The organism is Nocardia jejuensis NBRC 103114, assembly GCF_001613145.1.
GTDB classification, from domain to species: Bacteria; Actinomycetota; Actinomycetes; order Mycobacteriales; family Mycobacteriaceae; genus Nocardia; species Nocardia jejuensis.
In genome coordinates this window covers 1-12,330 of the sequence record NZ_BDBU01000021.1, presented here as the reverse complement: position 1 = coordinate 12,330, position 12,330 = coordinate 1, and the positions used below count along the sequence as shown (strand labels likewise).

Genomic DNA, 12,330 nt, shown 5'->3' with positions numbered 1-12,330 from the left:
CCTCCGGTCGAGCCCCGTTCACTTCGAGAACGGTTTTCGTTTAGGCTCGCCCGAGTGAGCGATCACCATCACCACCATGACCATTCGGGACCCATTGCGATCGGCGCTACCGCCGCCCGGGTGGTCATCGGACTGCTCACCGCCTTCGGTGTACTCGTGCTGGCGGGCACGGTCTGGCTGTGGCCCAGCAGCCACCACGTCGACATCCCGCTGCCCTTCCAGAGCCAGGGCGGCGGGGCGGTGCAGACCGAGGCGGGCACCATCGTCATGCAGGACCGCGGCGCGTGCGGCAGCGCTTCCAGCGGACGGGTTTTCACCGAGCAGCCGCAATCGCCGCGGGCGGCGGGCTACGACTGCAAGCGCAGCGTGATCGCCATCGACTCGGGACCGGACAAGGGCGGTCGCACCCTGCTGGAGATCCCGGACGGGCCGGGACAACCCCAGCTGGCCGTGGACGACCACATCCGTCTGGTGCGCGCTGCCGATCCCAACGGCGCCACCATGTACGCGTTCAACGACTACGCGCGCGGAATGCCGTTGACCATCATCGTGATCGTCTTCGCGGTCGTCATCATCGCCGTCGCGCGCTGGCGCGGACTGCGCGCGCTACTGGGTCTCGGCTTCGCGTTCGCCGTGCTGGTGATGTTCATGCTGCCCGCCCTGCTCGACGGAAAACCCGCCATCCCGGTGGCGCTGGTGGCCGGCGCGCTGATTCTCTATGCCGTGCTGTATCTCGCGCACGGCGTGAACTTGCGCACCAGCTCGGCCCTGCTCGGCACCCTGACCTCGATGGGACTCGCGGCGGCGCTGTCCTGGCTGGCCTTGAAGATGACACATCTGACCGGGTTGTCGGAGGAGCAGAATACCGACGTCGCAACGTATCTGGAGCACGTCAGCATCACCGGGCTGCTGCTGGCGGGGTTCATCATCGGTTCCCTCGGTGTGCTCAACGACGTGACGATCACTCAGGCCTCGGCCGCGTTCGAGCTCGCCGCCCTGGACGAACACGCTTCGCGCCGAGGCATTTTCGCCGCCGCCATGCGGGTGGGCCGCGATCACATCGCCAGTACCGTGTACACCCTGGTGCTGGCCTACGCCGGTGGCGCACTGCCGTTGCTGCTGCTGTTCAGCGTGGCGGGGCGTTCCATCCGCGACGTACTCACCGGGGATGCGGTCGGCATCGAGATCGCCCGATCCTGTGTGGGCGGTATCGCTCTCGCGCTGTCGGTGCCGCTCACCACCGCCATCGCCGTCGTGCTGGCCCGTCCCTTCGGCGCCGCTCGCCCGCAGCCTGCGGGTAAGCCTCCGGCCCGCAAGGTCGCCGCCAAGGCGGGGACCCGATCCGGCGGACCGGCGAAAACCGCACGCCCGGGCGCGAAGTCGCCGCGCACCGGTTCGCAGCCCGCGGCGACCCGGGCCGCTTCGGAGCCCTGGCCGGGATCGCAGTCTTCGGGACCGCGTACCGGGTCACAGCCGAGCGCCTCCCGGGCCGGAGCGCAGCCGGGTGGACCTCGCACCGGCTCGCAACCGGTCGGTCCGCGGACCGGAGAACAGCCCGACAACCATCGGGACGACACCGAGAACACCGTCCCGAGAACCACTGTCGTCCCGCAGAATTCGCCCTGGAACGAGCAGCCGCCGCTGAGTCCTCCGCGTAGCGGCCCGCCGGCCGATCGGCCGAACTCCGCCCCGTCCTGGCCCGCTCAGCCGCCGAAGCAGAATCCGTCTCGCGGCGGGCGGCACTCCAAGCCCGATTCCTGAACGGATTCCCATTCGGTGGCTCCGAATCATGCAGCGGTAGAGGTTGTTTCGGCGAGAGTACGGCCACGCCGCTCTCCGGGTGTGCAGACACCCGCGTGACCGCACTCTCGCCGAGCGGGTGGTGTCCCCGAGGGGGGACACCACCCTTTTCGTCATATCCGGCGCGGTGGATACGACGAAATCAGGCGGCCTGCCAGAGGGCGGGCGCGGCGGTGGGGGTCCAGCCGGGGTCGTAGACGGTGTGCGACTGCCGGCACTTGTAGCGTTTTCCCTGGTAGGTGACTATGTCGCCGGTGTTGTAGCGGGCGCCCACCTTCCACTCGCTGCCCGAGGGCTGCTCGGTGGTCGTCTGGGGCGGGGTGGAGCCGTGACTGTGCGTGGTCGTGGGCGGTGTGGTGACGGGTGGTTCGGTGGTGGCCGGGGGAGCTGTCGTGGGTTTGCTCGTCGTGGGCGCGGTGGTCGTCGGCGGCGCGGTGGTGGGCTTGGTGGTGGTGGGAGGTGTTGTGGTGGTGGGTGTTCCGCCATCGCCGCCGATCTGCAGGTCCACGCACGAGTAGAAGGCGTTCGCGGTGTCGCCGATGTTCCAGATGGCCAGCAACTTCTGGCGACCGGTGAAATTGCCGAGGTTCACCGTGTGGGTGACCGAGCGGGGCGGCGGCTCGTTGTTGCCCTCCACGACGCCGACCCGGGTGCCGCCGATGTAGTACTCCCAGTTCAGGGTGCGATGCAGCGCTGTGAACGTCCACGTGAAATCGACTGTGCCACCGACGGATTGAGCCTTCCAGGGCTTGCTGTCGTCGTCCAGCTCGGCGAACCTGCCGATGTTCGCGCTGCAATTGCGCAGGCCCTTGGGCCCTTCCACGCTCTGTGGTTCGTACTTGATATCGCCGCAGGACACGGTGCTCTGCGCGCATTGCGCCTGCCTGCTGGGCGGGGATGCCACGTAACCGTGGGCATTGGCGATTCCGGGGGGCATGACCGCGACCAGAAATGGTGCGATTCCGGCAGCCCCGAGAATGGACAGTCTTCTGCCTACCATCTGAAACTCCTTGCGAGAGTGGGGCAGTGGCAGCCGGCATGACCGCCCCGAGACGGATCTGTGATCTGATCCGGATCAATTTGAAGCGAAATCGTGCTCTAAAAGATATGTGCCAGCAACGGTTTGGTCAAGCGTCCTATCTGGGGAATTCGAAATTGCCTATGTTCCAGCAAACTTCATGTGCACCGCAGCAAACTTGACTCACCGGTACCTGCGAAAACTCGCCGCTACCGAATTCGGTACGCGGCGAGTCGTTTTCCTGACGGACCGGTCAGGTCGCGAACGGAGAGGACGCCCCCTCCGCACGGGTGCCGCCGTGACGGCCGGTCACCGACAGCGGCAGAGCGACATCCTCGAGCGATTTCCCTTCCGCGTCCACACCCAGGAACCAGGCGATCGCACCGCCCGTGACCATGACGAGCGCGCCGAGCAGATAGCCGATCAGCAGGCGGCCGGGGTGGTCGCCCTCGCCGATCAGCGCGCCGTAGATGACCGGCCCGAGCGCACCGAAACACTGTGCGATGGCGAAGAACACGGCGATCGCCTTGGCGCGCACCTCGAGCGGGAAGATCTCGCTCACCGTCAGGTAGGCGGCACTCGCACCGGCCGAGGCGAAGAAGAAGATCACGCACCAGGCGGCGGTCTGCGTGATCGCGTTGAGCGCGCCCGCGTAGAACAGCACCGCGGTGCCCGCCAGCAGGACGCCGGACAGGATATAGGTGGTCGCGAGCATAATTCGGCGGCCGATGGTGTCGAAGAGATGCCCGATGGTGAAGGGGCCGACCAGGTTTCCGACCGCGAAGGCGATCAGGTAGATCGGCGTCGATTCCGAGGGCACGCCGTAGAACTTGCCGAGCACCAGCGTGTAGGTGAAGAAGATCGAGTTGTAGAGAAAACTCTGGCTGATCATCAGCGACGCGCCCAGGATGGCGCGGGACGGGTACTCGCGGAACAGCACTCGGGTCAGCGCCGCGTACCCGATCTGGTGCGCGGGCGTCACCTCGATGGCCTTGCTCTCGTCGACCGGCGGCAGCCGCACGCCGGAATGCTCGACCTCGTGCTCGATCCGGGTGATCGACTCCTCCGCGTCCTCGGTCCGCCCGTGCATGATCTGCCAGCGCGGGCTCTCCGGGAGATTGCGGCGCACCAGCAGGATCACCACGCCCAGCACCGGACCGATCAGGAAGCCCAGTCGCCAGCCGAGCGAGAGCTCCACATGGTTGAGCAGGATGTAGGTGCCCAGGGTGCCGAGTACCGCGCCCGCCCAATAGGTTCCGTTGACCGCTATGTCGACCCGTCCCCGATAGCGCGCCGGAATCAGTTCGTCGATGGCGGAATTGATGGCCGCGTACTCACCGCCGATGCCCATACCGGCGATGAACCGGGTCAGATACAGGAACACCACCCAGCCCGCGCCGTTGCCGAGAGTGGCCGCGGTGAGCGCACTTCCGACGAGATACACCCCCAGGGTGATCATGAACAGATTGCGCCGCCCGAGCCGGTCGGACAGATTGCCGAACACCAGCGCGCCGACCACCTCACCCGCGAGGTACACCGTCGCCAGCAGTCCGACCGCGGTCGAGGACATGTTCAGCGTCTCGGGTTTGGTCAGCGTGTCCGCGACCGCGCTCGCGACCGTGATCTCGAGTCCGTCGAGAATCCACGCCACCCCGAGCGCGATCACCAGCCGGGTGTGGAACGGCGACCACGGCAGCCGATCGATTCTGGCCGGAACGAGCGTGCGAACGCCGGACGCCGGTGTGCTGGACCCCGGCTCGGATGACCCCGTCATTCCAACCTCCTCGAAGCAGGACGTTTTCCCGGCGTACCCGCTGTAAGAGCGGGAAAACCGGACGGCGGCAACATCTGCCGCCGCCGGACGCCGCTGTCGAGCATCGCGCCGTTCGCGTCGTTCGGTGGGAGGTCGAGTCGCGCGCCGGTCAGACCGGCGAGTGCGCGGCCTCGCAGAGCGCCGCGACACCGGCGGCGTCGGTCTGGAAGTGGTCGAAGCCGTGCGGGACGCCGAATTCGGCGAAGTCGACCTCGGTGTCGGGCTGGGGCAGGCCCGGGACCGGGATCCGAACCGCTGCGTGCAGGTCCCGCACCCCGGTCAGTTCGATGACCCGGCGGGCATTGTCGGCGCGCAGGCCGCCGCAGGCCATCACCTGGATGCGGTTGTCGGAGAGGGTGACCAGGCGCGAAATCAGCGACGCGCCGTCGAGCACCGAATCCTGGCGGCCCGAGGTGAGCATCCGGGTGAAGCCCAGTTCCAGCAGCCGGTCGAATCCGGCGTACGCGTCGGCGCAGACGTCGAAGGCGCGATGAAAGGTGGTCTCGATGCCCTCGGCGGCGGACACCAGTTCCGCGTTCGCGACCGGATCGACCTGACCCTCCTCATCGAGCACGCCCACCACCACGCCGTGCGCCCCCAGCGCCCGCGCCTGCACGACGTCGCGCAGCATCACGCCCACTTCGTCGGCGCCGTAACGGAAGTCCCCGGGGCGCGGCCGGATCAGCACGTGCACCTCGGTGGCCCCGGACTCCCGCACCGCGGCCTCCACCAGGCCGGCCCCCGGCGTCAGCCCGCCCACCGACAATCCGCTGCACAGTTCCACGCGCGTTGCCCCGGCCGCACTGGCGATTCGCACCCCCTCGAGCGTCTCCACCCCGATCTCCACCCGCACCGCCCGCGCATCCGTCATACCTTGCAGTATGGCGAACCCGAGCCGAAATTGTTGCTCAGCATTAACCAACCCCGCTTAAATCCCAGGTGGCAGCGGCTCATCGTGCTGAAGTGCTGCGGCGTGCGGGAGCCGCGACGCCGACGCGGGCTCCGCCGCGGCGAGATCGGCGTCCTCGAGTGGACGACCCGCGATCGTGGCCGAATGGGGTCGCGGGGTGCAGGTGGCCTGGAGGCCGGGAGGCTGGGAGGTCGGCGACAGTCGGACACTGGATGTCCCGGAGGACGTACCCGGCGAAGTCGGTCAGGGCGCGGTCGGGCTGCGGTCGCAGCCCTTCACCAGAGGTTTCGCCGAGTTGGAGGCAAGTGGAATACCCAGGGGGCGAGAAAGTCCGGTGACGGGTCGGATCGCGGAGGCGTTCCCAGCCCGGCGAACCATAGTGGTGTGCGCGGAATGGTCGCCGAATGGAGAGGACGAGCGTGCTCCATAGGCGGCACCAGGGCTGATGGTTCGGACGGTGAGGCGCACGGGGAATCGCGTCGATCGGGCCCGCGGTGTGGTGTCCCGTACCAGCGGTGGAAGGAAATCTGCTGCGGGCGACGGTTCGGCGCGAGTCGCGAAAAATGGCGAGGGCGGCACTACCGGTCGGTAGTGCCGCCCTCGCCAATGGTGTTCGGGTGTCAGCTCTTTCGGCCCGGGGCCTTCATTCCACCCTTGAAGCCCAGTCCGCCCGGCTTGGCGGCCGGCGGGTTGGCCGCGCCGTTCCCACCGTTCGAGGTGGGCTCGGCCGGAGCGGGCTCGCTGGCCGGAGCCTCAGTGGCCGGAGCCTCAGCGGCCGGAGCCTCGGTGGCCGGAGCCTCAGCGGCCGGAGCCTCCTGATCCACCTCGGTCTCAGGATCCGCCGGAGCGGATTCGGCCGGGGCAGCGGCGGATTCGGCAGCGGGTGCCTCGGTCGCGGGCGCCGCAGCTGCCGGAGCCGAGGCGCCGGAGGCCTTGGGTCCGGGCCGCTTGAGCCCGGACTTCATGGCCAGGCCCTTGGTCGCGATGGTCGGCTTGGCCTCGGCGGCGGGAGCCGAAGTGGCCTCGGCCGCAGGGGCTTCCGTCGCCGTGGTGTCCGTGGCAGCGGCCTCCGCCGGGGCAGCGGGTGCCTCGGCTGCGGGAGTTTCGGCGGCCGGAGCCGTCGACGCCGCGGTGCCGGGAGCCTTCGGTCCGGGCCGCTTGAGCCCTGACTTCATGGCCAGACCCTTGGCCGCGACAGTCGGCTTGGCCTCCGCGGCGGGAGCCGGAGCGGCTTGCGCCGGAGCGGCTTCCGCTGCCGGAGCCGATTCCGTGGCAGCTGCCGGAGCCGCGGTGCCGGGGGCCTTGGGTCCGGGCCGCTTGAGTCCGGACTTCATGGCCAGGCCCTTGGCGGCGACGGCGGGCTTGGCTTCGGTCGAAGCGGCCTGCGCCGGAGCCGATTCCGTGGCAGTGGTCTCGGCCGGGGCAGCGTCCGCCGGAGCCGCCTTCGCGCCGGGCGCCTTCAGCCCGCCCTTCATGGCGAGACCCTTACCGCCGGGAGCCTTGGCCGGGCCCTTCATGGCAAGGCCCTTGGCCGGAGCCGCGGGAGCCGAGTCGGCCTCGGAAGCCTCTGCCGCGGGCGCGGTTTCGGCAGCCGGAGTCGCCTTCGCGCCGGGCGCCTTCAGCCCGCCCTTCATGCCCAGACCCTTGCCGCCGGGGGCCTTGAGGCCACCCTTCATGCCCAGACCGCCACCGGAGGGAGCGGCTTTCGCCTCCGCCGGAGCCTCGGCCTTCGCGGCCTCGACCGGTTCGGGCTCCGAGACCGGTTCGGGCTCTTGGATCTTGGGTTCCTGAATCACCTTCAGGTTCTCGCTCAGCTGCGCGGCCTCGACGCGGGTGATCGAGTCCAGCATCAGCTGCGCCACGTCCACGACCTCGACGCCCTGACCGACCTCGCCACTGTCCTTGCGGGCGGTGACACCGTCGGTGAGCATGACCCGGCAGAACGGGCAACCGGTCGCGATCAGCGACGGCTCGTTCCCGCCACCGAGCGTGTCCAGGGCCTCGTCGACCCGGTCGACGTTGATGCGCTTGCCGAGTTGTTCTTCCATCCACATGCGCGCGCCACCGGCGCCACAGCACATCGAGCGTTCCCCGTGGCGCGGCATTTCGACCAGGGTCGAGCCCGAGGCCTCCATCAGCTCACGCGGCGCGTTGTAGATCTTGTTGTGCCGGCCCAGGTAGCAGGGGTCGTGGTAGGTGACGTTCTTCGCGACCGGCGACACCGGCACCAGCGACTTGGCCCGCACCAGCCGGTTCAGCAGCTGGGTGTGGTGCACGACCTCGTAGGTGCCGCCGACCTGCGGGTACTCGTTGTTCAGCGCGTTGAAGCAGTGCGCACAGGTGACGACGATCTTCTTCTTGGACTGCTCCACGCCCTCGAACACCGCGTTCAAGGTTTCGATGTTCTGCATCGCGAGCTGCTGGAACAGGAACTCGTTACCCGCGCGGCGCGCCGAGTCGCCGGTGCAGGTTTCGTCCTGGCCCAGGACCATGAACTTCACGCCCGCGGTCGCGAGCAGTTCCGCGACGGCCTTGGTGGTCTTCTTGGCGCGGTCCTCGTAGGCGCCGGCGCAGCCGACCCAGAACAGGTACTCGTAGCCGTCGAAGCTGTCCGCATCCTTGCCGTAGACGGGGACGTCGAACTCGACCTCGGAGATCCAGTTCAGGCGGTCCTTGGAGTTCTGGCCCCACGGGTTGCCCTTGTTCTCCAGGTTCTTGAACAGACCCGCGAGCTCGGAGGGGAACTCCGACTCGATGAGCACCTGGTAGCGGCGCATGTCGATGATGTGGTCGACGTGTTCGATATCGACCGGGCACTGCTCCACGCACGCGCCACAGGTAGTGCAGGACCACAGCACCTCGGGATCGATGATGCCGTGCACGTCCTCGCCGCCCACGAGCGGACGCTCCGCCTCCGCACGCGCCTGCGCCGAGATCTTGCTCAGCGCGGCCTCGTTCGGCTTGCCCTCGGCGTCCACGAGCCCGATCTCGTCGCCGCCCATGTCCTTGCGGCCACCGGCCAGCAGGTAGGGGGCCTTCGCGTAACCGTGGTCACGCAGCGACATGATCAGCAGCTTGGGCGAGAGCGGCTTGCCGGTATTCCATGCGGGGCACTGGGATTGGCAGCGACCGCACTCGGTGCAGGTGGTGACGTCGAGAATGCCCTTCCAGGACAGATCCTCGAACTTGCCGACGCCGAAGGTGTCGTTGTCGGGATCCGCGGTCTCCATCTCGATCGGCTTGCCCTGCGACATCATGGGCTTGGCCGCGCCGAGGGCGACGCCGCCGTCCTGCTCGCGCTTGAAGTAGATGTTGGGGAACGCCGCGAAGCGGTGCCACGCGACACCCCAGGTGACATTGCGGCCGACCAGCAGCAGGAACAGCGCACCCGAGCAGAGCTTGATGAACGCGAAGATCGACACCATGGCGATCGACTCGGGCAGCAGCTTGGCGACCTGCTCGGTGAAGAAGTCGCTCCAGGTGTGCGATTCGCCGTACGTGGCGATCTTGCCGGCCTTCACGAAGACCATGCCCAGGCCCTCGACCAGGACGATCGCTTCGATCACGTAGGCGGGGGCGAACTTCGAACCGCTGAAGCGGGACAGTCGCTCGGGAACCCGCGGGTGGTTCAACTGGCGGATGACGATCAGCACCACGATGCCGATGACCGTTCCGATGCCCAGGAGCTCGTCCACGAGGTGGTAGATGCCCCACGAGCCGATGATGGGCCAGTGGAATTCGGGGTTGAAAATTTGGCCGTATGCCTCGAACCACAGGATGAACCCGGCGAGGAAGCCGATCATGACCAGCCAGTGCGCCCAGCCGACCGTGCGGAATTTGTTCATGCGCGTGTGCGCGAGGAATTCCACGAGCATCGTCTTGAAGCGGGGGAAGAACGGACGCCACCGATCGGGCGCGGACTGGCCCACCATGACGGTGCGTACGATGCCGCGCACGCCTCCGATGAACGATGCCCAACAGAAGACTGTGAACACCGCCCCAATCGTGCCCAGTGTCACTGTCAGGGCATTCATGTCGCGACCTCTCTTACGGGTTCTACGAGCTGGTGCGGGGCAGCCTGGTCCTGTCCCGGGTTCTCGTATCCTAACGGACAGTAAGTTACTCGCCGGTAACTTAAGTGTCCAGTGTTCCTCACACCGTAAATCCCGGCAAATCACGCAGGAAACAAAGGGCAGGCTTACTTGGAATGGGTGCGTACATGATCACGAAACACGATGCGCTCCAGTGTGAAAGGAATCTCGCATTACGACATGTGATCGATTAGGCTCACGCTGTCCGACAGCTGTGCATGTCCCCACATGCTCGGGGGCGAACCGTACGCGCGTGGCAGGCCCGAGGGAAGCCGGGCCTCGCGTGTCGGGGACAGAGCACAGCGGATTTACCTGATGACGGAATGGAAAAAAACCGAATGAAGTTTCGCAGCACCACTGCGGCGGCTGCCATGGTCATCGGCGCGTTGACCATTGGGATGACTTCTGCCCACGCCGATGCCGACCCCGCTCCCGCCCAGCCCGCGGGGATCAACTACTCCACCAAGCTGGTCGACGGCAAGACCGTCGTTTCCACGGTGCGCAACGGTTCCTTCGAGCTCACCGAGCAAGAGGGCGCCACCCCGGAGGACCCGAAGACCACCCTGGTCAATGTCAAGGACATCGCGGGTGCCACGGTCATCCAGTTCCCGCTGTCCTTCACCCTCGCGGGTGTCGAGGTTCCGGTGAAGCCGGAGCTCAAGGACGACGGCAAGGTTCTCGAACTGACGCCCGAGAAGCCCGCGGCTCAGGTCGTGGCGCAGCCGGTCGCCGTGAAGCCGATCGCCTCTCCGACGGAGAACCAGAAGGCGATGAACAACTTCTCCAGCCAGTTCGGCATGGCCACCGCGATCGGTAGCTTCGTCGGCATGGCGGCGGGCGCGGCCATCGGCTGCCTCGTGACCGTCGTCGCCGGTTGCATCCCCGGCTTGGTGGCGGGCGCCGGCATCGGCGGCATCCTCGGCACCATCGGTGTCGGTGGCCCGGCGCTGCTCGCCGCGGGCATCGAGCTCGTGCAGGTCATGCAGGCGCCGGACGGCACCACCAAGTGGGCCAACTGATCTAGGTTCCACGAGATCCGGGTCTCACACAGCGTCTGATCCAGGTCTCACACAGCGTCATTCGGCCCGCCCCGTTCGTTGGGGGCGGGCCGAATGCGTTGCAGGACCGGACGTGCGGGGACAGGGCGATTCACCTCGGAGTCCGGAGCCCGGAGTCCGGACACGGCGACGGCGCCCCCGATGATCGGGAGCGCCGCGTCGGTAGTCGTCAGGCCTTGTCGAAGCGATCGTCCACGAAGGACTTGAAGTCGACCTTGCCCGGGAGCGCCTTGGCCGCGGTGAACGCGTCGGCGATCTCCTGCTCGGAGGCGATGACCTCGTCGGTGAGCTTGATCGGCGACTTGATCGATCGGGTCCAGGTGGTCCGCGAGGCGTCCACGCTGATCTGGGTCAGTTCGGCGTACTTGGTGGACCAGACCTCGAGATTGTCCGAGGACCACTTGGTGGCGGCGGCGTAGCGTTGGAAGAAATCGGCGATGGCGGCGGACTTGCCCGCGTCCCCGACGGCTTTGTTGCCCGCGACCCAGAAGTTGTAGCCGTTGGCGGCCTGATCGGCGGAGGCGATCGACTTCGCGCCGATCTCCTTCTCGGCGATGGCGGTGTACGGATCCCAGGTGGCCCAGGCCTCGACATCGCCGCGAGTCAGCGCGGTGTAACCGTCACCGGGCGAGAGGTAGACCGGCTCGACGTCGCTGAGCGAGAGACCGGCCTTCTTCAGCTGCAGCAGCAGATTGGCATTGGCCGAGCTGCCCTTGTAGACGGCGACCTTCTTGCCCTTCAACGCGGCGACGGAGGTGACCGAGGAGTCCTTGCCGACGAGGATCGCATCGCCCTTGCCGGTCGCCGACAGCGCGCCGACGATCTTCACATCGGCATTCGCGGCCGCGCCGAAAATGACCGGGGTATTACCGGTCTGGGCGAGATCGATGCCGCCCGCGCTGGCCGCCTCGACCAGCGGCAGGCCCGCGGTGAAGGTGGAGAATTCGATCTTGTACGGCAGGTTCTCCAGCTGTCCCGACGCCTTGAGCAGCACCTCGATCGAAATAGCCTTCTGGTCACCGACTTTCAGCGTGACGGTGCTGAGGTCGACCGGCCCCGACGGCGCGGCGTCCTTGGACGCGTCGTCTCCGCAGGCGCTCAGTGAGAGCGCGGCGACGACGGCGAGGGCGAGCCCGGCCAGACGGGACTTCGGAATGCGTTTCACGGGAACTACTTTCATGCGTTGGGTAGAGCGGGTGTTCGGGCACGGGTGTGCCGGGTGGACCGTGCGTGGTGTGGACCGTGCGCGGTGTGTGGACCATGGACGTGTGGGGCGATGGGGTGGGTGTTGCGGGGGTCGGAACGCTCAGTGGGTGACGCCGAGCAGCGCGAGCAGTTGGGCGGCGTAGCCCGCGACCTCCGGCGAGCCCGCGGCGCGCGGTCGCGGCAGCTCGATGGGCACGTCGGCCGCGATGCGCCCCTCGTCCAGCACGAGCACGCGATCCGCGAGGGTGATCGCCTCGAGCACGTCGTGCGTCACCAGCAGCACTCCGAAGGCGCGCTGCTCGTGCAGCCCGAGCAGCAGCTCGTGCATCGTCATGCGGGTCAGTGCGTCCAGCGCGCCGAACGGCTCGTCCAGCAGCAGCAGGGTCGGCTCGGCCACCAGCGCCCGGGCCAGCGCCGCGCGCTGTGCCTCGCCG

6 protein-coding genes and 2 pseudogenes are annotated in these 12,330 nt (G+C 67.6%); 2 read left to right on the top strand and 6 right to left on the bottom strand.

Annotation, left to right across the window (positions count from 1 at the left end):
* Positions 1 to 54: 54 nt before the first annotated feature.
* Positions 55 to 1,314: pseudogene (locus NJ1_RS16770) on the top strand (YibE/F family protein); the annotation flags it as partial.
* A 628-nt stretch (positions 1,315 to 1,942) separates the two neighbouring features.
* On the opposite strand, the gene NJ1_RS16765 reads toward NJ1_RS16770, so the two are convergent.
* From NJ1_RS16765 to NJ1_RS16750, 4 genes are all read right to left on the bottom strand, one after another.
* Complete coding sequence (locus tag NJ1_RS16765; protein WP_067694784.1) at positions 1,943 to 2,800, bottom strand: lytic polysaccharide monooxygenase; 858 nt, start codon at positions 2,798 to 2,800, stop codon at positions 1,943 to 1,945.
* 271 nt (positions 2,801 to 3,071) lie between these two features.
* Entirely contained in the window at positions 3,072 to 4,592 is a 1,521-nt protein-coding gene (locus NJ1_RS16760; RefSeq protein WP_067694781.1) for an MFS transporter, read from the bottom strand.
* A gap of 148 nt (positions 4,593 to 4,740) precedes the next feature.
* Complete coding sequence (locus NJ1_RS16755; protein ID WP_067694778.1) at positions 4,741 to 5,502, bottom strand: copper homeostasis protein CutC; 762 nt, start codon at positions 5,500 to 5,502, stop codon at positions 4,741 to 4,743.
* Between the two features lie 659 nt (positions 5,503 to 6,161).
* Positions 6,162 to 9,575, bottom strand: coding sequence for a (Fe-S)-binding protein (locus NJ1_RS16750; RefSeq protein ID WP_067694775.1), 3,414 nt, complete (start codon positions 9,573 to 9,575; stop codon positions 6,162 to 6,164).
* Between the two features lie 395 nt (positions 9,576 to 9,970).
* Between NJ1_RS16750 and NJ1_RS16745 the strand changes: the two genes are divergently transcribed.
* Positions 9,971 to 10,651, top strand: coding sequence for a DUF8020 domain-containing protein (locus NJ1_RS16745; RefSeq protein ID WP_067694772.1), 681 nt, complete (start codon positions 9,971 to 9,973; stop codon positions 10,649 to 10,651).
* 208 nt (positions 10,652 to 10,859) lie between these two features.
* On the opposite strand, the gene NJ1_RS16740 is transcribed toward NJ1_RS16745, so the two are convergent.
* On the bottom strand, positions 10,860 to 11,870 hold the full coding sequence (locus NJ1_RS16740; protein ID WP_067694769.1) for an ABC transporter substrate-binding protein: 1,011 nt from the start codon (positions 11,868 to 11,870) through the stop codon (positions 10,860 to 10,862).
* A 126-nt stretch (positions 11,871 to 11,996) separates the two neighbouring features.
* Positions 11,997 to 12,330, bottom strand: a pseudogene (locus tag NJ1_RS16735) (sulfonate ABC transporter ATP-binding protein); the annotation flags it as partial.

What these genes read in the sequence shown, in the direction of transcription:
- NJ1_RS16750 (WP_067694775.1), bottom strand. Translation starts at nt 9,575, where the DNA reads ATGAATGCCCTGACAGTGACACTGGGCACGATTGGGGCGGTGTTCACA.
- NJ1_RS16760 (WP_067694781.1), bottom strand. Translation starts at nt 4,592, where the DNA reads ATGACGGGGTCATCCGAGCCGGGGTCCAGCACACCGGCGTCCGGCGTT.
- NJ1_RS16745 (WP_067694772.1), top strand. Translation starts at nt 9,971, where the DNA reads ATGAAGTTTCGCAGCACCACTGCGGCGGCTGCCATGGTCATCGGCGCG.
- NJ1_RS16765 (WP_067694784.1), bottom strand. Translation starts at nt 2,800, where the DNA reads ATGGTAGGCAGAAGACTGTCCATTCTCGGGGCTGCCGGAATCGCACCA.
- NJ1_RS16755 (WP_067694778.1), bottom strand. Translation starts at nt 5,502, where the DNA reads ATGACGGATGCGCGGGCGGTGCGGGTGGAGATCGGGGTGGAGACGCTC.
- NJ1_RS16740 (WP_067694769.1), bottom strand. Translation starts at nt 11,870, where the DNA reads ATGAAAGTAGTTCCCGTGAAACGCATTCCGAAGTCCCGTCTGGCCGGG.